At 58.9% G+C, this 23,775-nt stretch carries 23 protein-coding genes; 13 read left to right on the top strand and 10 right to left on the bottom strand.

The window, feature by feature from the left end; all coding sequences use genetic code 11:
- Positions 1-150: 150 nt before the first annotated feature.
- Positions 151-1,614 carry a glyceraldehyde-3-phosphate dehydrogenase gene (locus VY732_RS20295; protein WP_077573831.1) on the top strand — a complete coding sequence of 488 codons (1,464 nt, stop codon included), beginning with the start codon at positions 151-153 and terminating at the stop codon, positions 1,612-1,614.
- Between the two features lie 170 nt (positions 1,615-1,784).
- Here VY732_RS20295 and VY732_RS20290 read toward each other — a convergent pair whose 3' ends face one another.
- Entirely contained in the window at positions 1,785-3,086 is a 1,302-nt protein-coding gene (locus VY732_RS20290) for an MFS transporter (protein WP_016986740.1), read from the bottom strand.
- Positions 3,087-3,248: 162 nt separating this feature from the next.
- Here VY732_RS20290 and VY732_RS20285 point away from each other — a divergent pair, with 162 nt between their 5' ends.
- Both VY732_RS20285 and sthA read left to right on the top strand, forming a co-directional pair.
- Positions 3,249-4,193, top strand: coding sequence for an FAD:protein FMN transferase (locus VY732_RS20285; protein WP_331691610.1), 945 nt, complete (start codon positions 3,249-3,251; stop codon positions 4,191-4,193).
- Between the two features lie 197 nt (positions 4,194-4,390).
- Positions 4,391-5,785, top strand: coding sequence for a Si-specific NAD(P)(+) transhydrogenase (gene sthA / locus VY732_RS20280; RefSeq protein WP_064117858.1), 1,395 nt, complete (start codon positions 4,391-4,393; stop codon positions 5,783-5,785).
- 42 nt (positions 5,786-5,827) lie between these two features.
- On the opposite strand, the gene VY732_RS20275 is transcribed toward sthA, so the two are convergent.
- Both VY732_RS20275 and VY732_RS20270 read right to left on the bottom strand, forming a co-directional pair.
- Positions 5,828-6,550 carry a glycerophosphodiester phosphodiesterase gene (locus VY732_RS20275; RefSeq protein ID WP_016986737.1) on the bottom strand — a complete coding sequence of 241 codons (723 nt, stop codon included), beginning with the start codon at positions 6,548-6,550 and terminating at the stop codon, positions 5,828-5,830.
- Between the two features lie 14 nt (positions 6,551-6,564).
- Positions 6,565-7,146, bottom strand: coding sequence for a PilZ domain-containing protein (locus tag VY732_RS20270; protein WP_016986736.1), 582 nt, complete (start codon positions 7,144-7,146; stop codon positions 6,565-6,567).
- A gap of 94 nt (positions 7,147-7,240) precedes the next feature.
- On the opposite strand from VY732_RS20270, the gene VY732_RS20265 reads away from it, so the two are divergent.
- From VY732_RS20265 to VY732_RS20255, 3 genes are all read left to right on the top strand, one after another.
- The gene (locus tag VY732_RS20265; RefSeq protein ID WP_077573829.1) at positions 7,241-8,491 is read left to right on the top strand and encodes a lipoprotein-releasing ABC transporter permease subunit; all 1,251 of its coding nucleotides are present in this window, start codon (positions 7,241-7,243) and stop codon (positions 8,489-8,491) included.
- On the top strand, positions 8,484-9,182 hold the full coding sequence (gene lolD / locus VY732_RS20260; protein ID WP_442968548.1) for a lipoprotein-releasing ABC transporter ATP-binding protein LolD: 699 nt from the start codon (positions 8,484-8,486) through the stop codon (positions 9,180-9,182). Before VY732_RS20265 ends, lolD begins: the two co-directional genes overlap by 8 nt.
- Positions 9,183-9,245: 63 nt before the next feature.
- Positions 9,246-10,490: a lipoprotein-releasing ABC transporter permease subunit gene (locus VY732_RS20255; RefSeq protein ID WP_077573828.1), complete on the top strand. Its 1,245-nt coding sequence runs from the start codon at positions 9,246-9,248 to the stop codon at positions 10,488-10,490.
- 87 nt (positions 10,491-10,577) lie between these two features.
- Here VY732_RS20255 and VY732_RS20250 read toward each other — a convergent pair whose 3' ends face one another.
- Positions 10,578-11,927, bottom strand: coding sequence for a heavy metal sensor histidine kinase (locus VY732_RS20250; protein WP_123595028.1), 1,350 nt, complete (start codon positions 11,925-11,927; stop codon positions 10,578-10,580).
- Entirely contained in the window at positions 11,927-12,607 is a 681-nt protein-coding gene (locus tag VY732_RS20245; protein WP_331691608.1) for a heavy metal response regulator transcription factor, read from the bottom strand. Before VY732_RS20245 ends, VY732_RS20250 begins: the two co-directional genes overlap by 1 nt.
- Positions 12,608-12,771: 164 nt before the next feature.
- Between VY732_RS20245 and copI the strand changes: the two genes are divergently transcribed.
- Complete coding sequence (gene copI / locus VY732_RS20240) at positions 12,772-13,299, top strand: copper-resistant cuproprotein CopI (protein WP_331691607.1); 528 nt, start codon at positions 12,772-12,774, stop codon at positions 13,297-13,299.
- A 61-nt stretch (positions 13,300-13,360) separates the two neighbouring features.
- Complete coding sequence (gene queF / locus VY732_RS20235; protein ID WP_331691606.1) at positions 13,361-14,191, top strand: NADPH-dependent 7-cyano-7-deazaguanine reductase QueF; 831 nt, start codon at positions 13,361-13,363, stop codon at positions 14,189-14,191.
- A gap of 173 nt (positions 14,192-14,364) precedes the next feature.
- Here queF and VY732_RS20230 read toward each other — a convergent pair whose 3' ends face one another.
- Together VY732_RS20230 and VY732_RS20225 are read right to left on the bottom strand one after the other, a co-directional pair.
- Entirely contained in the window at positions 14,365-14,628 is a 264-nt protein-coding gene (locus VY732_RS20230; RefSeq protein ID WP_122596978.1) for a DUF4404 family protein, read from the bottom strand.
- Positions 14,629-14,736: 108 nt separating this feature from the next.
- A complete protein-coding gene (locus tag VY732_RS20225; protein ID WP_077573822.1) occupies positions 14,737-15,357 on the bottom strand; it encodes a phosphatase in 621 nt (206 codons plus the stop codon).
- Between the two features lie 198 nt (positions 15,358-15,555).
- On the opposite strand from VY732_RS20225, the gene VY732_RS20220 reads away from it, so the two are divergent.
- Positions 15,556-16,245, top strand: coding sequence for an MlaA family lipoprotein (locus tag VY732_RS20220; protein ID WP_116030884.1), 690 nt, complete (start codon positions 15,556-15,558; stop codon positions 16,243-16,245).
- A 52-nt stretch (positions 16,246-16,297) separates the two neighbouring features.
- On the opposite strand, the gene VY732_RS20215 is transcribed toward VY732_RS20220, so the two are convergent.
- Complete coding sequence (locus tag VY732_RS20215; protein WP_077573820.1) at positions 16,298-16,597, bottom strand: PilZ domain-containing protein; 300 nt, start codon at positions 16,595-16,597, stop codon at positions 16,298-16,300.
- A 275-nt stretch (positions 16,598-16,872) separates the two neighbouring features.
- On the opposite strand from VY732_RS20215, the gene rssB reads away from it, so the two are divergent.
- Positions 16,873-18,054, top strand: a complete 1,182-nt coding sequence (gene rssB, locus VY732_RS20210) for a two-component system response regulator RssB (protein ID WP_016986724.1) — start codon at positions 16,873-16,875, stop codon at positions 18,052-18,054.
- A complete protein-coding gene (gene rssC / locus VY732_RS20205) occupies positions 18,054-18,536 on the top strand; it encodes an anti-sigma factor antagonist RssC (RefSeq protein WP_003226553.1) in 483 nt (160 codons plus the stop codon). Before rssB ends, rssC begins: the two co-directional genes overlap by 1 nt.
- A 131-nt stretch (positions 18,537-18,667) precedes the next feature.
- Here rssC and tal read toward each other — a convergent pair whose 3' ends face one another.
- Both tal and VY732_RS20195 read right to left on the bottom strand, forming a co-directional pair.
- Positions 18,668-19,594, bottom strand: coding sequence for a transaldolase (gene tal, locus VY732_RS20200; protein WP_038362268.1), 927 nt, complete (start codon positions 19,592-19,594; stop codon positions 18,668-18,670).
- A 202-nt stretch (positions 19,595-19,796) separates the two neighbouring features.
- The gene (locus VY732_RS20195) at positions 19,797-20,753 is read right to left on the bottom strand and encodes a cellulase family glycosylhydrolase (RefSeq protein ID WP_331691605.1); all 957 of its coding nucleotides are present in this window, start codon (positions 20,751-20,753) and stop codon (positions 19,797-19,799) included.
- Between the two features lie 293 nt (positions 20,754-21,046).
- Between VY732_RS20195 and VY732_RS20190 the strand changes: the two genes are divergently transcribed.
- Both VY732_RS20190 and VY732_RS20185 read left to right on the top strand, forming a co-directional pair.
- Entirely contained in the window at positions 21,047-21,487 is a 441-nt protein-coding gene (locus VY732_RS20190) for a low molecular weight protein-tyrosine-phosphatase (RefSeq protein WP_077573818.1), read from the top strand.
- A 39-nt stretch (positions 21,488-21,526) separates the two neighbouring features.
- Positions 21,527-23,755, top strand: coding sequence for a polysaccharide biosynthesis tyrosine autokinase (locus tag VY732_RS20185; RefSeq protein ID WP_331691604.1), 2,229 nt, complete (start codon positions 21,527-21,529; stop codon positions 23,753-23,755).
- Positions 23,756-23,775: the final 20 nt, after the last annotated feature.

Below are 23,775 nucleotides of genomic sequence, written 5' to 3'. Positions count from 1 at the left end.
AAAATTGACAGCGCTGGAAGCCGCGTATTTACTGGGCTGGCGCGAGGCGTGATTTTTTTGAAAGGGATTTTGTTACCGATTTCGCGACAAGCGCGCATTGCTGAATGAGGTTGTCGGCGGCATAATGTAGCCCCTTTTTTCTGCCCCTACATGTGGAAGGTTACCGTGACTCAGAAGCCCGACCAGTGTCTTGGTGAATGGATCGACCGTGAAGCACTCGCAGAAGCGATGATTCCGCTTATCGGTCAGCTCTACCGCAATAACAACGTGGTGAGCTCGATCTATGGCCGCAGCCTGATCAACCAGTCTGTCATCGCGATTCTCAAAGCTCACCGCTTTGCGCGCCACCGTTCTTCCGACGACAGCGAACTCTCCGTCCACGAAACATTCCCACTGCTCAAAGCCATGAGCGAGCTCAAGCTCGGCGCGGCTTCGGTAGATCTGGGCAAGTTGGCGTTCAAATTCCGTAACGAAGGCAATGGCCGCAGCGCCGAGCAGTTCGTTCGTGAAGAGATGGCTGACGTGGTTGGCCAGCAAAACGCTTCCGCACGTAAAGGCACCGACGTTGTGCTGTACGGCTTCGGTCGTATCGGCCGTCTGCTGGCGCGCATCCTGATCGAAAAAACCGGTGGTGGCGACGGTCTGCGTCTGCGTGCCATCGTCGTGCGCAAAGGCGCCGACAACGACCTGACCAAACGCGCCAGCCTGCTGCGTCGCGATTCGGTACATGGTTCGTTCAATGGCACCATCACCATCGACGAAGAAAACAACACCATCACCGCCAACGGTAACCTGATCCAGGTGATCTACGCGAAGAACCCGACTGAAGTGGATTACACCCAGTACGGCATCAAAGACGCGCTGCTGGTGGACAACACCGGTGTATGGCGTGACGCCGATGGCTTGGGTCAGCACTTGCAGTGCCCGGGTATCGACCGCGTTGTTCTGACCGCGCCTGGCAAGGGCAAACTGAAGAACATCGTTCACGGCATCAACCACGGTGAAATCACCGCTGAAGACAAGATCGTGTCCGCCGCTTCCTGCACCACCAACGCCATCGTGCCGGTGCTGAAAGCTGTCAACGACAAGTTCGGCATCATCAACGGTCACGTCGAAACCGTTCACTCGTACACCAACGACCAGAACCTGATCGACAACTTCCACAAAGGCGATCGCCGTGGCCGTAGCGCCGCGCTGAACATGGTCATCACCGAGACCGGTGCTGCCACCGCTGCTGCCAAGGCCCTGCCTGAGCTGGCCGGCAAGCTGACCGGTAACGCTATCCGTGTTCCGACGCCAAACGTGTCGATGGCCATTCTCAACCTCAACCTTGAGAAAGCCGCCACCCGTGAAGAGATGAACGAGTACCTGCGCTACATGGCGCTGCACTCCGATCTGCACAAGCAAATCGACTTCGTCAATTCGCAGGAAGTGGTTTCGACTGACTTCGTTGGCTCGCGCCACGCCGGTGTGGTCGACGCTGAAGCGACCATCGTTCAGGATAACCGCGTTGTTCTGTACGTCTGGTACGACAACGAGTTCGGTTACAGCTGCCAGGTTATCCGTGTGATGGAAGACATGGCCGGTGTAAACCCGCCAGCGTTCCCGCGCTAAGCGATAGCTACACATGAAAACGCCCCGACTTTGGTCGGGGCGTTTTTGTTTGTGTGTCAGTTGGATCTGTGATGCCAGTCTAGGCCTCATCGCGAGCAGGCTCACTCCTACATGGGGATTTGTGAACGACGCAGATCCAATGTAGGAGTGAGCCTGCTCGCGATAGCTATTTAACGAGCTCCGCCGGGTATGGCGGCCTGCGCAGTGCGCAGTTCATGTTTATTGCCACGGAACAACACCAGCGTCGCAATCAGCCCCAACACCGCCGCGCCACTGAGCCAGATCCCCGGCGCAGCCTTGTTATCCAGCACATGAATCAGATACGTGCACGCCGCCGGGGTAAACCCGCCGAACGTCGCTGTCGCCAGACTGTAGGCCAGCGAGAACCCGGTCGTACGCACTTCCACCGGCATGATCTCGGTCAGTGCCACCACCATCGCGCCGTTGTACGAGCCGTACAGGAACGACAACCACAACTCGACGATCAGCAAATGGCTGAAGCTCGGGTTCGCCACCAGCCACGACAGGGCAGGGTAAGCGGTCAGGATCGCCAGAATCGTCGCTGCCAGCAGTAAGGGTTTTCGGCCGATCTTGTCAGACACCGAGCCCATCACCGGCAACCAGAAGAAGTTCGACAGGCCGATGCACACCGTCACCAGCAATGCGTCGAAATCCGACAGGTGCAGCTCGGCTTTGCCGAAGGTCGGGGTGTACGCGGTGATCAGGTAGAACGACACCGTGGTCATCACCACCAACGCCATGCCGGCGATGACAATGCCAAAGTTCTGCCCGATCGAGCGGACGATTTCCCGCAGGGTAGGGCGGTGTTTCCGCGCCTGGAATTCCGGGGTTTCCTCCAGCGAGCGGCGAATGACGAAGATCACCGGCACAATCATGCAGCCGATCAGAAACGGCACGCGCCAGCCCCAATCACCCATTTGTTCCGGACTCAGCCAGTGGTTGAGGCCAACGCCGAGCAAACCGGCGAATACCACCGCCGCTTGCTGGCTCGCAGACTGCCAACTGACGAAGAAGCCCTTGCGGCCCGGTGTGGCAATCTCAGCCAGATACACTGACACGCCACCCAGCTCCACGCCGGCCGAGAAGCCTTGCAGCAAACGACCGAACAGTACGATCAGCGGCGCGGCGACGCCGAGGGTGGCGTAGCCCGGAACGCAGGCAATCAGTACCGTACCGGCAGCCATCAATGCCAAGGTGATGATCAAGCCTTGGCGGCGGCCATGACGGTCGATGTAGGCGCCGAGGAAAATCGCCCCCAGCGGACGCATCAGGAAGCCCGCGCCGAAGGTCGCCAGCGAAAGCATCAGCGAGGCGAAGGCACTGTCGGTGGGGAAGAAGGTTTTGGCGATGGCCGTGGCGTAAAAGCCATAGACCATGAAGTCGAACATTTCGAGAAAGTTGCCGCTGACAACGCGAAAGATCGCTTTGCCTTTGCCCGTGGTGGAGGACATGTTCAGGTACTCGCTATTGGATTTTGTATAAAGATGTTGCAGATCCTTTAATTCATAATGGCCGCCGCGGTTTTACGGAGAGATGAATAATTGTTCACTGGACGGTTGTTTGGGCTTGTGATTCTGGCTGGCGTATTGGCTGGCTGTGGTAATGGCGAGTCCATGGAAAGCTTTGGCGGGCCTACCATGGGCAGCACGTATTCAATCAAGTACGTGCACCACGCTGGCATGCCTGAAGCGACGCGGGTTCGCAGTGAAGTGGAGGGCATCCTCGGCGAAGTCGACCGGCAGTTGTCCACTTATCGCAATGATTCGGACATCGAGCGCTTCAACGCTTTGCCCGCCAACAGCTGTCAGAAAATGCCTGGGTCGGTACTCGAATTGGTCCGCACAGGCGAACAACTGTCAGCGCAAAGCGAAGGCTCCTACGACCTGACCGTTGAACCGCTGATGAACCTCTGGGGCTTTGGCCCACAAGGCCGCGAAGAGAAAGTCCCTGACGCCGCTGCGCTGGCCGAAGTGATGCAGCGAGTCGGTCACCAGCATCTGCATATCAGTGGCGATCAGTTGTGCAAGGATGCCGCCGTCGAAGTCGACTTCAACAGCATCGCCGCCGGTTATGCCGTCGACACCATCGCGGCCAGGCTCGACGCATTGGGCATTCACGATTACCTCGCTGAAGCGACGGGGGAGTTAAAGGCAAAGGGTCGAAAGCTTGACGGCTCATCGTGGCGCATCGCCCTGGAAGAACCCCGCGACGATCAACAAGTCGCCGAGCGCATCATCGATGTCGACGGCTACGGCGTTTCCACCTCCGGCGACTACCGCAACTATTTCCTGCAGGACGGCCGGCGCTATTCCCACACCTTCGATGCGCGCACCGGTGCACCGGTCCTACACGACCTGGCGTCAGTCACGGTGATTCATCCTTCAGCGCTGATGGCCGATGGACTATCGACGCTGTTGCTGATTCTCGGCCCCGAAAGGGCGTGGGACTATGCCGAAAAACATGACATTGGTGCATTCTTTGTGATTCGTGCCGATACAGGTTTTGTCGTCCGCACCAACGCGGCTTTCGAACGCCTCAGTGGCAAGAAAACTGACTGAGAACAATACGAAAGCTGGCGTTGTAGTGCAGGCAAAAGTAGCCTACGACGCGACCAAGGGTTAATGTGCGCGGCGTTGACGCTTCTATAGACTGTGTCCGGGTTCTTGATTGACCCCCAATTGTTCCTTCGCGCCGCCGTTCGGCGTGATTTAGCCGCCGGTGCTGCTGGCACCGCGGCCTGTTCTGAGGAGTACGCATGGCTGTCTACAACTACGACGTGGTGGTGCTGGGTTCCGGCCCGGCGGGAGAAGGCGCGGCAATGAACGCCGCCAAAGCAGGGCGCAAGGTCGCGATGGTCGACAGCCGTCGCCAGGTCGGCGGCAACTGCACCCACCTCGGCACCATCCCGTCCAAGGCACTGCGTCATTCGGTGCGGCAGATCATGCAGTTCAACACCAATCCCATGTTCCGGGCGATCGGCGAGCCACGCTGGTTCTCCTTCCCGGACGTGTTGAAAAGCGCCGAGAAAGTCATTTCCAAACAAGTCGCTTCGCGTACCGGCTACTACGCCCGTAACCGCGTCGACGTGTTCTTCGGCACCGGCAGCTTCGCCGATGAGCAAACCATCGAAGTGGTTTGCGCCAACGGCGTGGTCGAGAAGCTGGTGGCCAAGCACATCATCATCGCCACCGGTTCGCGCCCGTATCGCCCGGCGGACATCGATTTCCACCACCCGCGTATCTACGATAGCGACACTATCCTCAGCCTCGGCCACACACCGCGCAAACTGATCGTTTACGGCGCTGGCGTGATCGGTTGTGAATACGCGTCGATCTTCAGTGGTCTGGGTGTACTGGTTGAACTGGTCGATAACCGTGGTCAGTTGCTGAGCTTCCTCGACTCGGAAATCTCCCAGGCGTTGAGCTATCACTTCAGCAACAACAACATCACCGTGCGCCACAACGAAGATTACGATCGCGTTGAAGGCGTCGACAACGGCGTGATCCTGCACCTCAAGTCCGGCAAGAAGATCAAGGCCGACGCCTTGCTCTGGTGCAACGGCCGTACCGGTAACACCGATCAATTGGGTCTGGAAAACATCGGCGTCAAGGTCAACAGCCGTGGCCAGATCGAAGTCGACGAGGCTTACCGCACCTGCGTGCCGAACATCTACGGTGCCGGTGACGTGATTGGCTGGCCGAGCCTGGCCAGTGCCGCCCACGACCAGGGTCGATCGGCCGCTGGCAGCATTGTCGATAACGGTAGCTGGCGCTTTGTGAATGACGTGCCGACCGGCATTTACACCATTCCGGAGATCAGCTCGATCGGCAAGAACGAGCAGGAGCTGACCCAGGCCAAAGTGCCGTATGAAGTCGGCAAAGCGTTCTTCAAGAGCATGGCGCGTGCGCAGATCGCCGGTGAGCCGCAAGGCATGCTGAAGATCCTGTTCCACCGTGAAACCCTGGAAGTGCTGGGCGTTCACTGCTTCGGTTATCAGGCGTCGGAGATCGTCCACATCGGCCAGGCGATCATGAGCCAGCCGGGCGAGCTGAACACCCTGAAGTATTTCGTCAATACGACGTTCAACTACCCGACCATGGCCGAAGCCTATCGGGTAGCGGCGTACGACGGCCTCAACCGGCTTTTTTGACGGGCTCCGGCCGGTGGCCTGAGCCGGCCGGGGAGACCGATTTCAGCAATTCTCGAGGGTGGCAGTGGCCAAACCGGGAAAGTCTGTAATCAGGCTGTCAACGCCGAAGTCGGCGAGTCTGCGCATCAGCGCAGGCTCGTTGACGGTCCACACCGACACATGCAGCCCCTGACGCTGCGCCTTCTGCAGGCGTTCCGGCGTACACAGTGTCCAGTTCAGCGCGAGAATCTCACAGCCATAGCTGGCCGCGACCTTCAACGGGTCTAGCCAAGCGTATTCGGCGACCAGTCCGCGCGACACATCCGGCACCAGATCCAGCGCCGCTTTCAGCACTTCCCGCGAACTCGAGGTGATGGTCACCTTGTCGAGCAGGCCATGCCGTTGGGCCATTTCACGAATCGCCAGCACCGTGGTTGCCGCGCGAGTGCGTGAAGCGCTTTTGACTTCCAGCTGCCAGTGCTCGAAATCGCACTTCTCGAACAATTCTTCCAGCGTCGGAATCGGGCAGGGTTTGATCCAGCCCGGGCCGCCCTTGCGCGCGTCGTAAGTCACCAGTTCGGCTGCGCTGTGCTCGACAACCTTGCCGCGGCGTTCCGTGGTGCGTTTGAGGGTCGGGTCGTGAATGACCATCAACTCGCCGTCCTTGGACAGGTGCAGATCGAGTTCACAGCGGCGCACGCCGTGCTTGAGACATTCCTGAAAACTGCTCAGGGTGTTTTCCGGTGCTTCGCCCTTGGCGCCGCGGTGGCCGTAGATGAGGGTCACGGTTCTTCCTTAAATTAAATGCCTGATTCGTTCTGTTCGCGGGCCAGACGTCGTTCCTGGGCCTGCTTCTGCAAGATATAGCGGGCGAGCAACTGGCGCTGGGCATCGGTCAAGTGTTCGAACTCGGTGCCGACGTCGTACCCCTCGCCCTTGCGGTCGCAATGGGTGACGCGTGCGCGCAGGAGCAGGCCGAGAGCTTGCGGCATCAGCACCAGTTTCACCGACAGGTGTGCCCCGGTGGCAATCGGCGTCGGATACTGAAAGTCGATCCCGCCTTCGGAGATGATCACCGGTTGCGGCTCGCCGATATGGCCGAGCACGGTCAGGGCGACCACCTGACTGAGCAGGTCGATGCGCTTGTTCTGGGATTTCAGGAACGCGGCGATGGCCCGGTCGCGCTCGCTGATCTGGCGCAACAGGTGCTGCGACTCGAATTCGCTCAGGTGCAGTTCGCTGAGCAGGTTGAAGAGTGGGGAAGCATCCTGCAACACTTCCTGGCCTGCGGCTTCGGGAGCGGACAGGGGCCGAATTTCCAGTGCGATCGTGTCCTCGATACGGTAGTATTCGCGGCGATCTTCTTCATCTAATGTCGACATGGCGAACCCATGGTAGCGGCGGTGGTCTGAGTGTAAAGCTGGTTATCGACCCCCGCCACAAGGACGTTCCTTTTCCCTCCGAACAAGCCCCGACATGTTCAGACCTCTCTTCGTATTTATCGGCACGCGTTATACCCGTGCAAAGCGTCGCAATCATTTTGTGTCATTCATTTCCCTGACTTCGATGATCGGGCTCGCCCTTGGCGTGGTCGTGATGATCGTCGTGCTCTCGGTGATGAATGGCTTCGATCATGAGATGCGCACCCGCGTGCTGGGCATGGTGCCCCACGCGACCATTGAATCCACTGAGCCGATCAACGATTGGCAAAGCCTCGCGACCCAGGTCAAGCAGAACCCGCAGGTGACGGCAGTTGCGCCGTTCACCCAGATGCAGGGCCTGCTGACCAATAACGGTCAGGTGTCCAAGGTGTTGCTCAACGCCATCGACCCTGCGCTTGAGCGTAACGTGTCGATCATCGACAACTTCATGAAGCAGGGCAAACTCGACGATTTGACGCCGGGCAGCTTCGGCATCGTCATCGGCGACAAGGCCGCGACCAAGCTCGGCGTGGGCATCGGTGACAAGGTCACCTTCGTCGCGCCGGAGGTCAGCGTGACCCCGGCCGGGATGTTTCCGCGCATGAAGCGCTTCACCGTGGTCGGCATCTTCCATGTCGGCGCCGGCGAGCTCGACGGCTATCTGGGCGTCACCAACCTGCAGGATCTGGCGAAGATGCACCGCTGGAAACCGGATCAGGTGCAGGGCATCCGCCTGAAGTTCGACGATTTGTTCCAGGCGCCACGGGTGGCATGGAACATCGCCCAGCAGCTTGGCGAAGACCATTACTACGCCCGCGACTGGACCCGCACCCACGGCAATCTGTATCAGGCGATCCGCATGGAAAAAGCCATGATCGGTCTGCTGTTGCTGCTGATCGTCGCCGTTGCCGCGTTCAACATCATCTCCACGCTGGTGATGGTGGTCAACGACAAAAAGGGCGACATCGCCATTCTGCGTACGTTGGGCGCGACGCCGGGCACGATCATGCGCACGTTCATGGTGCAAGGCACGGTGATCGGTGTGGTCGGCACGGCGATTGGCGCGGTGCTCGGGATTCTCGCGGCGCTTAATGTCAGCGCGGCGATCTCGGCGCTGGAAGGCCTGATCGGCCACAAATTCCTTAATGCTGACGTGTATTTCATTGATTATCTTCCGTCGCAGGTGCAGAGCCAGGACGTGGTCATGGTCTGTGCGGCGGCGTTGGTTCTGAGTTTCCTCGCCACCCTGTATCCCGCCTGGCGTGCCGCGCGCACCCAGCCGGCGGAGGCGCTACGTTATGAGTGAGTCGGGCATGAGTGAACAAGCAATCTTGAGCTGCCGCAACCTGGGCAAATCCTACGAGGAAGGCCCGGAATCGGTAGAAGTGCTGGCCGGCTTGCAACTGGAGTTGCACCCGGGCGAGCGAGTGGCGATCGTCGGCACCTCGGGTTCCGGCAAAAGTACTTTGCTCAACCTGCTCGGTGGTCTGGACACACCGACCAAGGGCAGCGTCTGGCTCGACGGTGAAGAACTGTCGGCACTGAGTGAGAAGAAGCGTGGCCTGCTGCGTAACCGTGCGCTCGGTTTCGTTTACCAGTTCCACCACTTGCTGCCGGAATTCACCGCGCTGGAAAACGTCTGCATGCCGCTGCTGATCGGCAAGACGCCAATCCCGGAAGCCCGTCAGCGCGCCACCGCGTTGCTCGAGCGCGTCGGCCTCGGCCATCGTCTGGAGCACAAACCGGCGGAACTGTCCGGTGGTGAGCGTCAACGTGTGGCCATCGCCCGAGCCTTGGTGAACAAGCCGGCTCTGGTGATGCTCGATGAGCCGACTGGCAACCTCGACTCCCACACCGCGCAAGGCATTCAGGATTTGATGCTGGAACTCAGCACCTCCATGCGCACGGCGTTCCTGGTGGTGACCCACGACATGAACCTGGCTCGCCAGATGGACCGCGTACTGCACCTGCAAGAAGGTTGCCTGACGCCCATCTGATTGGCTGAAACCCGGCGCCTGCAACGGCGTCGGGTCTTTTATTTTTATACGGTGCCCCAGCGAATGTTCAGACCGTTATCGATCTTTATCGGCACGCGCTATACCCGCGCCAAGCGCCGCAATCGCTTTGTTTCGTTCATTTCGATGACCTCGATGATCGGCCTCGCCCTCGGCGTGCTGGCGATGATCGTGGTGTTGTCGGTGATGAACGGCTTCCAGCGCGAAATGAGCTCGCGCATCCTTGGCATGGTGCCGCACGCGACCATCGTTGGTGTAAAGCCGATTGATGACTGGCAGCCAGTGGCTGCCGCCGCGATGAAGAATCCTGAAGTGACTGCCGCCGTGCCGTTCACCGAGATGGAAGGCATGCTCTCCTATAAGGGCCTGATGCAGCCGATCCAGATCAGTGGCGTCGATCCGGCGCAGGAAGGCAAGGTGTCGATCGTTGCCCAGCACATTGTGCAGGGGCGTCTGGATGCCTTGAAACCGGGCGAGTTCGGCGTGGTGATTGGTGAAATCACCGCACGACGTTTCCGCCTCAATGTCGGCGACAAAATCACCCTGATCGTCCCGGAAGTCAGCACCGCGCCGGGTGGCATCACCCCGCGTATGCAGCGACTGAACGTGGTCGGCGTGTTCAAGGTTGGTGCTGAACTGGACGGCTCGATGGGCCTGATCCACGTCGCCGATGCCGCGACCATGCAGCATTGGGAACCGAATCAGGTGCAGAGCGTGCGCCTGGCGGTGAAAGACCTGTACGCCGCGCCGAAAGTCTCCTCGGACATCGCTGCCGGGTTGGGCGCCGAGTTCAAGGCTGATGACTGGACCCACACCCAGGGCAGCCTGTTCAGCGCGATGAAAATGGAAAAAACCATGATCGGCCTGTTGTTGCTGATGATCGTCGCGGTGGCGGCGTTCAACATCATCGCGACCCTGATCATGGTGGTGAATGACAAGGGCGCGGACATCGCGATCCTCCGTACCATCGGCGCCACGCCCCGGCAGATCATGGCGATCTTCATGGTGCAGGGCACGGTGATCGGGATTGTCGGTACGATCATTGGCGGTGTGCTCGGCGTGATTGCGGCACTGAATGTCAGTCAGATCGTGGGCTGGATCGAGCGAGTCAGCGGGCAGCACATCTTCAGTTCGGATGTGTATTTCGTCAGCAATTTGCCGTCGGAATTGCAGGCTGGGGATGTGCTGTTGATCTGCTCGGCGGGCTTTATTCTCAGCTTCCTGGCGACGGTGTATCCGGCCTGGCGGGCGGCGAAGATCGAGCCGGCTCACGCCCTGAGATATTCGTAAACCTTTAGACCGCTTTCGCGAGCAGGCTCGCTCCCACAGGGGATTTGTGAACGACGCAGATCCAATGTGGGAGCGAGCCTGCTCGCCTCAATCTCCCTTGGGCAGCTCAATCACAAACCGCGTCCATCCCGCTTCGGATTCGCAATGAATCTGCCCGCCATGGGCACGGACGATCGACTGCGTAATCGCCAACCCCAACCCCGCATGTTCACTGCTGCCTTCCTGGCGCGCCGGATCGGCCCGATAAAACCGGTCAAACAGCCGTGGCAACAACTCTGCAGAAATTCCTTCGCCACTGTTTTCGACTGAAATGCGCACAGCGCTCGGTTGATCAACGATCCGCAAACTCACGTAGCCCTCAGCGGGGGTAAAGCGCAGCGCGTTATCGAGCAAATTCGATAAGGCCCGGCGCAACATGCTGCGATCACCCTCGATCCGCGCATGGCCCTCGCGCGTCAGCTTGACCCCGGCGTCCTCCGCCAGCGGCGCAAAAAACTCCAAAAGCACATCCGTTTCATCCGCCAGCTCCAGCGGTTCACGCTTGGGCATCAGCAAACCGTGGTCAGCCTTGGCCAGGTACAACATGTCGTTGACCAGTTGCGCCATCCATTGCAGTTCTTCGAGGTTGCTGTGCAGCGCTTCGCGGTAATCCTCGATCGGCCGTGGGCGGGTGAGGGTGACCTGAGTGTGGGTCAGCAGGTTCGACAGTGGGGTGCGCAGTTCATGGGCGATGTCGGCGGAAAACGCCGAGAGCCGCTGAAACGAGTCGTCGAGGCGTGCGAGCATGGCGTTGAAGCTGTGGGCCATTTCCGCAAGCTCTGGCGGGATTTGTTCTTCTGGTAGTCGGGCATTCAGCGATTGTGCGGAAATCCCACGGGCGACTGCACTCATGCGCCGCAATGGCCGCAAGCCGCTGCGTGCGGCCCAGGCACCGAGCAAAGCAGTGGCAAGCGCCGAGAGGCCGACGGTCAGCCAGATCAGATGTTGCATGCGCTGGAGGAAGTGCTGGTGATGGGTGATGTCCAGCAACAAGGACAATTGCGGCGAGTCGGGTTTTTCCGGGTAGAGCGGGGCGTTGAGTACGCGGTAATCGGTACCGTCGTTGCTGATCGTCGACAGACCGGTTTGCTGCGGTAAATCCTTGGGAATTTGCGTCGAACTGTCATACCAGCGCTGGCCGTCGGCGCCGGTAATGCGCAACGACAGATCGGCCTGGCGACTCAGCTCATCCGCCAGCCGTGCTTCACGTTGGCCGGGTTGAAGATCCTGCAAAGCGCGGCGCAGGCCGATCAGCTTGCCGTCCAGTTGCTGCTGGTCGAGTTCAATGAAGTGCGCCTCGCTGGCGCGGTTGAACAGCACGCCGGCGAACAGTGAAACCACGGCGGTGCAGGCGGCAAACAACAGGGCCAAGCGCGAACTCAGGGACATACGACGCATCAGGCGCCACGCTCTTCGAGCACATAACCCATGCCGCGCACGGTGTGGATCAGTTTGTTGGGGAATTCGTCATCGATTTTCAGACGCAATCGGCGGATCGCCACTTCGATGACATTGGTGTCGCTGTCGAAATTCATGTCCCAGACCTGTGAGGCGATCAGCGATTTCGGCAGCACCTCACCCTGACGGCGAAGGAGCATTTCCAGAAGGGCAAACTCCTTGGCGGTCAGGTCGATGCGCTGGCCGCTGCGCTCGACCCGGCGGCGGATCAGATCCAGACGCAGGTCGGCCAGTTGCAGACTGGTTTCCTGGGTTGTAGCGCTGCCGCGACGCAACAGGCTGCGCACCCGCGCCAGCAGTTCGGAGAAGGCGAACGGTTTGACCAGATAGTCGTCGGCGCCCAGTTCGAGACCATGCACTCTGTCCTCTACGGCGTCTTTGGCCGTCAGAAAAAGTACCGGCGTATCCAGCCCGGCGCTGCGCACTGCGTGCAAAATCTGCCAGCCGTTGCGGCCCGGTAGCATCACGTCGAGGATCAGCAGCGCGTAATCTCCGCTCAGCGCCAGTTGCTGACCGCTGTTGCCGTCGGCCACCAGTTCCGTATTGAACCCGGCCTCGGTCAGGCCCTGGCGCAGGTATTGGCCGGTTTTCGCTTGGTCTTCGACGATCAACAGTTTCATGGGCGACTCGGTTTTGTTCGGGGTGTAGAAACGAAAGCTTTATACCTTGAGAGCAGGCGACAGGCGCCAACCTGACAAAGTTGTAATCTGCCTGTCAGGTAGATGCCAGCGCAGGCCGGCTAAAGTTTCCCACAGGCTGAACCTTATCTTGTTGGAGAACGACCATGTTTTTACGCCAATCCTTGGCCTTCTGTTTGTTGGCAATGAGTTCGTCGGCGTTTGCAGCTCCCGCGCACACCTATGACTTCGGCCAGCCAGCGCCTGCCGCCAAAGCCACGCGCAGTATTGAAGTGGTGTTGAACGACATGTCGTTCGACCCGAAGGCGATTCAGGTCAAGGCCGGTGAGACCGTTCGTTTTGTGCTGGTGAATAAAGGCCAGCTGCTGCACGAATTCAACCTCGGCGATGCAGCCATGCATGCCCGACACCAGCAGGAAATGTTGCAGATGCAGCAGAGCGGCATGCTTACGCCTACCGGCATGAAAGAAATGTCCCACGATATGGCGGGGATGGATCACGCAGCGATGGGCCATGGCATGAAGCACGACGACCCCAACAGCGTGCTGGTCGAGCCGGGCAAGACTGCCGAGCTGACCTGGACCTTCAGCAAGGCCACCAGCCTGGAATTCGCCTGCAATATTCCCGGGCATTATCAGGCGGGCATGGTCGGCAAACTGACTGTCAGTCAGTAAGCACTCAAAGGCGCGGGCAAAGGCTGGTAGAATCCGCTGATTATTCAGTCAGGTTTCCGCCATGCATCCCGCAGCCGAACACTCGCCGCTGGGCAAATCCAGCGAATACATCGCCACGTACACGCCGTCCCTGCTGTTCCCGATTCCGCGCACCGCGAAATGGGCCGAGCTGGGTCTGACCGCCGAAACCCTGCCGTATAAAGGTGTGGATTTCTGGAACTGCTTCGAGCTGTCGTGGCTGTTGCCGTCGGGCAAACCGGTGGTGGCGATTGGCGAATTCAGCATTCCGGCGGACTCGCCGAATATCATCGAGTCGAAGTCGTTCAAGCTGTACCTGAACTCGCTGAACCAGACGGCGTTTGCCGACGTTGCGACATTGGAAGCGACGCTGGTCAAGGATTTGTCTGCCGCCGCCGGCAAACCGGTGGGCGTGCGGGTTCGCAGCCTGAAGGACGTTGAAGCGGAGGGCGTCGTGGCGTTGCCCGGCGTGTGCATCGACGATCTGGATATCAGTGTCAGCAACTATGAGCATCCGCGCCCGGAACTGCTGCGTTGCGATGAATCGCGGATTGTTGAAGAGACGGTGTATAGCCATCTGCTCAAATCCAACTGCCCGGTGACCAGTCAGCCGGACTGGGGCACTGTGGTGGTGGAATATCGTGGCTCGGCGCTGGATCATGCGAGTCTGCTGGAATATATCGTCAGCTTCCGTCAGCACTCGGACTTCCATGAGCAGTGTGTGGAACGGATTTTCCTTGATCTGCAACGACTGCTGAAGCCAGAAAAGCTTACGGTATTTGCCCGTTACGTGCGTCGCGGTGGCCTGGACATCAACCCGTATCGCAGCACTGAAAGCGTACAGCTGCCGAACCACCGGCTCGTGCGTCAATAAAGATCAACTGTAGGAGTGAGCCTGCTCGCGATAGCGGTGTGTCAGTTGAAGATGGTGTTAACTGACACACCGCTATCGCGAGCAGGCTCACTCCCACAGGGGAATGCATTGCAAATCGTAGACATGAAAAAGCCCTGCCAGTGATGGCAGGGCTTTTTGCGTTTCGGGGGGAATCAGATCCCCATGCTGCCCAGCGCGTTGACGATATTGCGCAGGGTGCCGGCAATCGCTGGGTGTTCGACTTCGAAGCGTTCAACCGCCAGATTCACGCCATCGGCGATGCTGGCGTCTTGAGTGGCATTTTCCAGTTGAATTTCGGACTCAATTTGCGCCATCAGCACACGCAGGTCTTCACGCTCAACTTCCGACAGCGGCGGATTCTGCTCCAGTTGCTCGCGCAGGGCATTCAGCTGTTTTTGCAGTTCTTGGGCGGGCATGGTGGTTTCCTTTTATCAATAGGCACTGGCATTGACCGCAGCCGCGCGCCAAAGGTCTATGGCTGACCTTTAGATTAATCCACTCCCGGCAAACCTGCATGATCCCGATCAGGGCTTTTCGCCTTTGAGCCGGCGCAGGCTGATGTCGGCGAGACAGGTGTCGAGCTCGCCCAGATGATCGATGACCGAATGCACGCCGAGGCCGAATAGTTGCATCGTCGCCTTGCCACGCAGTTGTTCGCGTTCTTTCTGGCTCAGCGCTTGCCATTCCCCCGGCGCCAGGCCGCACAGCGAGCCGCAGGAGGCGAGGCCGATGGTCCACAGCCCGGCATTCAGGCCGGCCTGCAACAGGCGCGGCTCACCGCTGACCAATACGCAACCGTCCAGACTGCTGACGTTCAGATCCATCAGGGCCTGCCAGCAAGCGTTCGGCGCAGGCCATGGATTGATTGTTGCCGAATATTGCGCGGGTTTGATCCAGGCCGGTAGCGAGTTTGATAACGATTGGGCGAGGGCAGGGGGCAGTTCATCCAGCCAGGCGCAGGGAATCTGCTGGCGCTGCAAAATGTGCAGACTGTCGAGCGCGCCCGGCGTGGCCTCGGCATATTCGGGCCGGGCGACGGTATTTAGACGAGCGCGAGCACCGAAATCCACCAGACAACCGCTGAGTCCAAACAGTACAGCGGTCAGGCTCGGCGCGGCGACGGGCAATGTTTCGGCGTGTGTCATGGCAGCGTCCCTGAAATAGCGATAAGGCTAGGCTGTGCCGGTGACAGTTGGATGACAGCTGTGTGAACGGCGACGCGAGAAGCGTCCTACAGACTGCTGCATTGCGCAGACTGTCCAAACGGGCTTTTACGCTTATACTAGCGGCCTGAACACCCGGACCCAGATGTCCGCGACAGTACAAATCCAAGGAGTTTTTCTATGCGCTGGAGCAATCCGCTCGCTCAGCTTTGTGTATGTGCCGGCCTGTTGCTGGCTCCGTTCGCCACTCAGGCGGCAACGGAAGAAGACCCTTGGGAAAGCGTCAACCGTCCTATCTTCGAGTTCAACGACTTTGTTGACACCTACGCGCTGAAGCCACTGGCGCAGGGTTACGAGTTCGTGACTCCGCAGTTCCTCGAAGACGGCATTCACAACATGTTCCGCAACGTCGGTGATGTCACCAACCTTGCCAACAACATCCTGCAGGCCAAACCGGCCGCTGCTGGCGTTGACACTGCGCGTCTGATCTTCAACACCACGTTTGGTCTGCTCGGCTTCTTTGATGTCGGCACCAAAATGGGCCTGAACCGCAGCGACGAAGACTTCGGTCAGACCCTCGGTTACTGGGGCGTAGGTAGCGGTCCATACGTGATGCTGCCGCTGATGGGGCCGAGCACTTTGCGTGATGCGCCTTCCAAGTACGTCGACAGCTACACCGGTATGTACCGCTACATCGACCACGTGCCTACCCGTAACTCGATCTTCGGTCTGAACATCGTCGACACCCGCGCCAGTCTGTTGTCTAGCGAAAAGCTGATCAGCGGCGACAAGTACACCTTCATCCGCAATGCCTACTTGCAGAACCGCGAGTTCAAAGTGAAGGATGGCCAGGTCGAAGACGATTTTTAATCGCGACCGGTAAAAAGGAAGGCGACCTCAGGGTCGCCTTTTTTGTGTGTAGCTATTTCATCTTCAGAATGGTCAGACCGAGCTTCTGGCCGCCGCCATCCTGTGCCCTGACCCAGACCACTTCGGTCTCGGCCTCAAGGCCGCTGAGTGCGGCGTGATCGGAGTCGATGCGTACGCTCAAACGGTCGCCAACCGCGAACTGGCGCGGCGCTTCGACCTGCATGCCGCTGCTGGAGAGGTCGATGCACACCCCTGAAACCTCATCTCCTTCATGAATCAACACGACATCGGCATCGACCCGCATGCGGATGAAATCGCGCTTTTCGCTGTAGTCCCGACTGGTTTGACTCATAGGTTCGTCCTTCCATTGGGTTACGGTTTGAGCTGTTCTTATAACTCTCGGTGATTTGACAAGTAAAGTCGTCAAGCGACCATCGGCGCATGCTTGAAACGCTCTGCGGATGGGAGTACCGTCTGCGCCTTAGAAGGGCACCTCTGGTGTAACCGCGTTTGCAGACAATGCTCGAAAGCGGTGCAGCAGAGAGGCTAGAAAGCGAATCCAGTAGTCTGCGCAGGGCCCGATGCCCCGCCAACTACGCCAACCTAATTCTGGCGCCGTTTGCCCACATGCCAAAAACCAGTGCCACGCTGCTGATAATCGATGATGACGAAGTAGTGCGCGCGAGCCTCGCGGCCTATTTGGAAGACAGTGGTTTCAGCGTCCTGCAGGCCAGCAACGGCCAACAGGGTCTTCAGGTATTCGAGCAAGACACGCCCGACCTGGTCATCTGCGATCTGCGCATGCCGCAGATGGGCGGTCTCGAACTGATCCGTCAGGTCACCGAGCGGTCACCGCAGACGCCGGTGATCGTGGTGTCGGGTGCCGGCGTGATGAACGACGCGGTCGAAGCCCTGCGCCTGGGCGCAGCCGATTACCTGATCAAGCCTCTCGAAGATCTGGCTGTGCTCGAGCACTCTGTGCGCCGGGCCCTGGATCGTGCGCGCCTGCTGCTGGAAAACCAGCGCTACCGCGAGAAGCTGGAAAAGGCCAACCGCGAGCTTGAGGCCAGCCTGAACCTGCTCCAGGAGGACCAGAACGCCGGTCGCCAGGTGCAGATGAACATGCTGCCGGAAAGCCCGTGGAGCATCGACGAGTTCAAGTTCGCACACCAGATCATCCCGTCGTTGTATCTGTCGGGTGATTTTGTCGACTATTTCCGTGTCGACGAGCGCCGGGTCGCGTTTTACCTGGCAGATGTCTCCGGTCATGGCGCCTCTTCAGCCTTCGTCACTGTGCTGTTGAAGTTCATGACCACGCGCTTGCTGTTCGAATCCAAGCGCAACGGCACCTTGCCGGAATTCAAGCCTTCGGAAGTCCTTGGTCATATCAACCGGGGGCTGATCAGTTGTAAGCTGGGTAAACACGTCACAATGGTCGGTGGAGTCATCGACGAGGAGACCGGTTTGTTGACCTATAGCATCGGCGGCCATCTGCCGTTGCCTGTGTTGTACACGCCTGACAGTGTTCGTTATCTCGAAGGGCGTGGTCTGCCGGTGGGGCTCTTCAATGAAGCCACCTACGAAGACCACGTGCTTGAGCTGCCGCCGACGTTCAGCCTGACGCTGATGTCCGATGGCATTCTGGATCTTTTGCCAGAACCTACGCTCAAAGAAAAAGAAGCCGCTTTGCCTCAACGGGTGAAGTCGGCGGGCGGCAGCCTGGATGGTCTGCGGCAAGTGTTTGGATTGGCCACGCTAGGGGAGATGCCGGATGATATCGCCCTGTTGGTGTTGAGCAGGAATCTTTAATGAGTACCGGTAGAATCCAGTTCGCCGAGCAGGACGGCACCTTCGTCCTCAAGTTCGTCGGTGAAGTTCGCCTGACCCTGTGTTCGGCGTTGGATGCGACTATTGAGAAAATCTTCACCGCGCTGAATTTCAACGCGATCGTGATCGATTTGACCGAAACCCGCAGCATCGACAGCACGACGTTGGGCCTGTTGGCCAAACTGTCGATCCTGTCGCGGCAGAAGGTCGGCCTGCTGCCGACTGTCGTCACCACCCACGAAGACATCACCCGTCTGTTGCAATCGATGGGTTTCGAGCAGGTGTTCAACATCGTCAACCACCCGGTGCCATGCCCGGAGTGCCTGGACGATCTGCCGGATCAGGACCAGTCGGAAGAAGTGGTGCGGATCAAGGTGCTCGAAGCGCACAAGATCCTCATGGGCCTCAACGACTCCAATCGTGAAGCGTTCCATGACCTGGTGAATGCCCTCGAACGGCATTGATCTCATGACGTGATGTTGTCTGGGCTGGCCCCTTCGCGAGCAAGCGGTCGCAAGAACACTAGAATTATCCAGCAGCCATAAAAAAGGGCGAATCCACCAGGATTCGCCCTTTTTCATTTCACCCACTCAAATCACAGCTTGGCCTGCAACAGCGCCTCAAGCTTCTCCTGGTCGCGAGCAAACTGACGAATGCCCTCAGCCAGCTTCTCAGTGGCCATCGCGTCTTCGTTGGACAACCAGCGGAACTGCGCTTCATTGAGGCTGAGACGGGCTTCACCGGCGTTGCCCGGGGCCAGTTTGCGCTCCAGCTTGCCGGTGTCGGCGGCCAGTTTATCGATCAGGTCCGGGCTGATGGTCAGGCGGTCGCAGCCGGCCAGTTGCTCGATCTGATTGAGGTTGCGGAAGCTCGCGCCCATGACCACGGTCTTGTAGTCATTGGCCTTGTAGTAGTTGTAGATGCGGGTGACCGACTGCACGCCCGGATCATCAGCGCCGGTGTAGTCGTTGCCGTTGGCCTTCTTGTACCAGTCGTAGATGCGGCCCACGAATGGCGAAATCAGGAACACCCCGGCGTCAGCGCAAGCGGCGGCCTGAGCGAAGGAGAACAGCAGGGTCAGGTTGGTCTGGATGCCTTCCTTCTCCAGCACTTCGGCGGCGCGGATGCCTTCCCAGGTCGAGGCGATCTTGATCAGTACGCGATCACGGCCAATGCCGGCCTTGTCGTACAGCTCGATCAAGCGATGCGCGCGTTTCAGCACTGCGTCCTTGTCGAACGACAGGCGTGCATCCACTTCGGTGGAGATGCGGCCCGGAATCACTTTGAGAATTTCCTGACCCACTGCGACGCCGAAACGGTCGCTGGCCAGGCCGACATCGCCCTTGCAGTCGCTGACGCAGGCGTTCAGCAGCTCGGCGTAGGCCGGAATGGCCGCCGCTTTGAGCAGCAGGGAAGGGTTGGTGGTGGCGTCGACCGGTTTGACCCGGGAGATCGCTTCGAAGTCGCCGGTGTCGGCAACAACGGTGGTGAATTGTTTGAGTTGTTCCAGCTTGGAAGTCATGGGCGTGCTCTGTCCTATGGGTCTGATGACATTACCCGAGCGCTGACGGCCACTCAAGGGTAGGTGCGTGTATCGATGGCCCCTGCGGCAACAACCTGAAAACGATTGTTTGAAAGGCGGGGCGCGGTATCGATGAATACGATGCCAAAACGGCCAACAGGTTCAAAGCAACCGACCTGCGTACAGGTCGGTTGGACACGCACTATTGAGCGTTCAACAGGGCTTCGACCGACATGCGCGCCGGTTTCGGTTGCCCGTCGGACGTCAGCAGGCCGAAGTTCTTCTCGCGATCGTTACTGCCCGAATCACTGTTCTTCCATTCGTAGATGGACGTCAGCGGGATGTTGAGTTTTTTAACATCGCCGATAAACGCGTTGATCTTGCTCGCCTGGCCTTCAGGCCCGCCGTTGGAGGCCAGTGCCGAAATACCCCACTCACTGATGATCCCGGGCACATGAAAGTTCTGCTGAATGAAGTTCTGCGCGTTGCTGATCTGCGTAACCGTCATGCCGTAGGGGTGATAGGACACAGCGTTCAGGCATTTGGGGTATTCGCTGACGATGCGACTCAGTGCCACCGTTGAAGCAGAACCTGCGCTAGGTGGGCGGGCGAAACCGTAACCGATCACCGGCGTCGATGGCGGCTGTTCTTGCAGCGCCTTGCACACGCCGCTCATGAACGGCACAAACGTGGTGTCGAAATTGCGCGTCGGCCAGTAGGTTTCCAGGTCCGGTTCATTCCATAGCTCGATCGCCACCAGTTGCGCGCTGTACGACTGTTGCAGCCCCGTCACGGCTTTGGCGAAGCCTTCACCGGCAGTGGTCAGCTCGGCGCTCGATGTGGCGGGCAACGCCTTGATCGCGCGGACCGTCAGCAACACCGGCAGGCCTGCAGATTGCGCCGCCGCAAAGGCATCGCTGACCTGTTTCTGATACGTCTTGGCCGTCAGGCTGTCGCTCCACACACCGAAGCGGACAAAACCGAAGCCGGCCGACTTGATCTGCGCGGCGTCGGCGGCCGTGAAGTTCTGGATCTTCACCTGCACGCCGATGTTCTTCGCCGGAAGGTTGGGAAACAGTTCGCTGGCGTGAACCTGAGTTGCAGCCCCGGCCATCATCAGTGCCAACGCGCCGAGTTTTTTGAGATGTGTTGTTTTCATGTCTGCTCTCCCGAAGAGAAGTGACAACTGCGAATAAATGATCTCGTTGCTCAATTTTCGAGTGAGGTGATGGCACTTAGTGCGCGAATGTTATTTTTTGTCGGAAAACAATCACGCGAAAATCACAGTTATTTTTAGTCCGCTAATTGTGGTTGGGGGGCTTTTAAACGCTGTGGTACTTAATGCTTCGGTACTAACAGGGCGAATCTATTTCCGAGTGAAGAAAGATCTGAGGGTTCATTAAATTGCTCTCGGGATGTTGGCCGTTTGACATTACACAGGAAAGTAAAACCTTGTTCAGAAAGATCCTTGTCGTTTGCGTGGGCAATATATGCCGTAGTCCGACGGCAGAACTGATGCTGCGTAACGCGCTGGCCCCCTCAGCGATCACCGTCTCCTCCGCAGGCCTGTCGGCACGGGTGGGCGAGGGCGTCGAAGCGTCCGCCCGGCAAGTGCTCGAAGACCATGGCCATAACGCCGAAGGCTTCATCGCACGGCAACTGACCGCAGACATCGTCAATGAATCAGACCTGATTCTGGTCATGGAAAAACAGCATGTTAATCAAGTATTGAAGATTGCCTCTCATGCGAGGGGCAAAGTATTTCTGCTCGGCAAGTGGCAGAGCGAGCGCGAAATACAAGATCCGTATCGTCAAGGCAAGGCCGCTTTTATTCATGCCCATGCATTGATTGAAGATGCTGTTAGCTCATGGGCACAACGCCTCGCGCGTTGATGAATATTCTTCAGATCAATGAATGGTAAGAACAGACTTATGCAGTTACCGTCCGTCATCGGCACCCGCGACAATGATCAAGACAGTATTGATCTGCTCGGTATATTCGGCAGTTTGATCGACCAGAAATGGTTGATCGGTGCACTGACCGGCGCCTTCATGGTCACCGGTGTGGCCTACGCGGTATTGGCCACGCCTGTGTACCTGGCGAATGCGCTGGTGCAGGTCGAGCCGAAAAAGAACGACATGCTCGGTTTTTCCGACCTCAACAGCATGCTCGGTGGGCAATCGCCGTCGGTGACCGAAATCGGCATCATCAAATCCCGCGCGGTGATCGGCAAAACCGTCGACGACCTGCGCCTGGACATCGATGTCACCCCGAACACCTTCCCGATGATTGGCGGTTTTCTCGCCCGGCGTTATCGCGGCGAGACCGAGACCAGCGTCGCCGCGCCGCGTTTCGGTTTGAACAGCTACGCCTGGGGCGGTGAGCGCCTGGAGTTTGCCCGGCTCAATCTGCCCAAAGAACTGCTCGGCAAGAAACTCACCCTGATCGCCGGCGAACAGAAGCACTTCCAGTTACTCGATGACAACGACAACCTGCTGGTCGAAGGCATCGCCGGCGAAGCCTTTGCGCAGGACGGCGTAGAAGGGCAGATCAGCCAGTTGCTGGCCAACCCCGGCACGCGTTTCGAAGTGGTGCGCAACCCACGGATCGTGACCATTCAGGGTTATCAGGACGCGCTGGATATCTCCGAGCAGGGCAAGGAATCGGGGATTATCAAACTGGCGCTGGCCAGCAGCGACGCCGCCGAAGCGGTGAAGATCCTCAACAAGATCGCTGCGCTGTACGTCGACCAAAACGTCCGTCGCACCTCGGCGGAAGCGGCGCAGAGCCTGGCCTTCCTGCAAAGCCAGTTGCCGCAGGTCAAACGTGATCTGGCCAAGGCCAGCGATGCGCTGAACGCCTATCAGACCCACGGCAAGACCGTGAACATCTCGCTGGAAACCCAATCGGTGCTCGGTCAGTCGGTGGCGCTGGAAACACGGATCTCCGAGCTGAAAATGCAGCAGGCGGAGATGGATCGCAAGTTCACCAAACAGCACCCGGCCTATCGCGCGTTGATGAGCCAGATTGGCGAGTTGACCCAGCAACAGAAGTCGCTGGAAGGCAAAGTCGGCGATCTGCCCGCGACACAGCAGGAATTGCTCAACCTGACCCGCGATGTCGAAGTCGCTTCGCAGATCTACACGCAGTTGCTGAACAAATCCCAGGAGCTGGACATCGTCCGCGCCGGTGCCGTGGGTAACGTGCGTCTGGTCGACGCGGCGGATGTCGACCTGACCAGCCCGGTCAAACCGAAAAAAGCCCTGATTGTGCTGATTGCCACATTCCTGGGGGCCTTCGTCGGCGTCGCTCTGGTGCTGCTGCGCAAATCCTTGAGCCGTGGCCTCGAAGGCCCGGAAGCCATCGAACAACTCGGTTTGCCGGTGTACGCGTCGATCCCGTACAGCGCCTTGCAGGATGAAGAGGACAACAAAAAAGGCCGCGCCCGCGACGGTGTCGACAAGCCGGCATACCTGTTGGCCCTGCGTAACCCGACCGACCTGTCGATCGAATCGATCCGCAGCCTGCGCACCTGCCTGCACTTCGCCGGCCTCGATTCGACCAACAACCGCATCATGATTTCCGGGCCGAGCCCGCAAGTCGGCAAGACCTTCGTCTCGTCCAACCTCGCAGCGGTCATGGCGTTGAGCGGGCAGCGCGTGGTGCTGATCGATGCCGACATGCGCAAAGGTCACCTGCACAAAACCCTCAACACGCCGATCACCAACGGTTTGTCCGACCTGCTGGTCAAGCGCTGCAGCATCGATCAGGCGATCAACAAAGTCGAAATCGACAACCTGCACTTCATCAGCCGTGGCCAGGTGCCGCCGAATCCGTCCGAGCTGTTGATGCACGCCAACTTCCGCGAGCTGCTGGCGGAACTGAGCGAGCGCTACGACCTGGTGATCATAGATACACCGCCGCTGCTGGCGGTGACCGATGCGGCGATTGTCGGCCGTGAAGCGGGGATCAGCCTGATCGTTACGCGCTTCGGGGTGAACCCGGCCAAAGAGATCGAACTGACCATTCGCCGCTTCGCGCAGAACGGTATCGAGTTGAAAGGCGCGGTGTTCAACGGCGTCGAGAAGCGTGCCGCCAGCTACTACGGCAATGGCGGCTACGGCTATTACAACTACGAATACGCGTCCGACAAATCCTGACTGTCAGCGACTGTTTTTTC

The sequence above is a fragment of the Pseudomonas sp. ZY71 genome, from assembly GCF_036542145.1.
Taxonomy (GTDB): Bacteria; Pseudomonadota; Gammaproteobacteria; order Pseudomonadales; family Pseudomonadaceae; genus Aquipseudomonas; species Aquipseudomonas koreensis_A.
This window is presented reverse-complemented; position numbering and strand designations above follow the sequence as displayed.

Bases quoted from the DNA above. Each gene is read 5' to 3' on its own strand.
- VY732_RS20265 (WP_077573829.1), top strand. From the start codon at position 7,241: ATGTTCAGACCTCTCTTCGTATTTATCGGCACGCGTTATACCCGTGCA.
- VY732_RS20225 (WP_077573822.1), bottom strand. From the start codon at position 15,357: ATGACACACGCCGAAACATTGCCCGTCGCCGCGCCGAGCCTGACCGCT.
- VY732_RS20285 (WP_331691610.1), top strand. From the start codon at position 3,249: ATGGAAAGCTTTGGCGGGCCTACCATGGGCAGCACGTATTCAATCAAG.
- copI (WP_331691607.1), top strand. From the start codon at position 12,772: ATGTTTTTACGCCAATCCTTGGCCTTCTGTTTGTTGGCAATGAGTTCG.
- tal (WP_038362268.1), bottom strand. From the start codon at position 19,594: ATGACTTCCAAGCTGGAACAACTCAAACAATTCACCACCGTTGTTGCC.
- VY732_RS20220 (WP_116030884.1), top strand. From the start codon at position 15,556: ATGCGCTGGAGCAATCCGCTCGCTCAGCTTTGTGTATGTGCCGGCCTG.
- rssC (WP_003226553.1), top strand. From the start codon at position 18,054: ATGAGTACCGGTAGAATCCAGTTCGCCGAGCAGGACGGCACCTTCGTC.
- VY732_RS20230 (WP_122596978.1), bottom strand. From the start codon at position 14,628: ATGCCCGCCCAAGAACTGCAAAAACAGCTGAATGCCCTGCGCGAGCAA.
- VY732_RS20250 (WP_123595028.1), bottom strand. From the start codon at position 11,927: ATGCGTCGTATGTCCCTGAGTTCGCGCTTGGCCCTGTTGTTTGCCGCC.
- VY732_RS20255 (WP_077573828.1), top strand. From the start codon at position 9,246: ATGTTCAGACCGTTATCGATCTTTATCGGCACGCGCTATACCCGCGCC.
- VY732_RS20195 (WP_331691605.1), bottom strand. From the start codon at position 20,753: ATGAAAACAACACATCTCAAAAAACTCGGCGCGTTGGCACTGATGATG.
- lolD (WP_442968548.1), top strand. From the start codon at position 8,484: ATGAGTGAGTCGGGCATGAGTGAACAAGCAATCTTGAGCTGCCGCAAC.
- VY732_RS20295 (WP_077573831.1), top strand. From the start codon at position 151: ATGTGGAAGGTTACCGTGACTCAGAAGCCCGACCAGTGTCTTGGTGAA.
- VY732_RS20245 (WP_331691608.1), bottom strand. From the start codon at position 12,607: ATGAAACTGTTGATCGTCGAAGACCAAGCGAAAACCGGCCAATACCTG.
- rssB (WP_016986724.1), top strand. From the start codon at position 16,873: ATGCCAAAAACCAGTGCCACGCTGCTGATAATCGATGATGACGAAGTA.
- queF (WP_331691606.1), top strand. From the start codon at position 13,361: ATGCATCCCGCAGCCGAACACTCGCCGCTGGGCAAATCCAGCGAATAC.
- VY732_RS20215 (WP_077573820.1), bottom strand. From the start codon at position 16,597: ATGAGTCAAACCAGTCGGGACTACAGCGAAAAGCGCGATTTCATCCGC.
- VY732_RS20290 (WP_016986740.1), bottom strand. From the start codon at position 3,086: ATGTCCTCCACCACGGGCAAAGGCAAAGCGATCTTTCGCGTTGTCAGC.
- VY732_RS20185 (WP_331691604.1), top strand. From the start codon at position 21,527: ATGCAGTTACCGTCCGTCATCGGCACCCGCGACAATGATCAAGACAGT.
- sthA (WP_064117858.1), top strand. From the start codon at position 4,391: ATGGCTGTCTACAACTACGACGTGGTGGTGCTGGGTTCCGGCCCGGCG.
- VY732_RS20270 (WP_016986736.1), bottom strand. From the start codon at position 7,146: ATGTCGACATTAGATGAAGAAGATCGCCGCGAATACTACCGTATCGAG.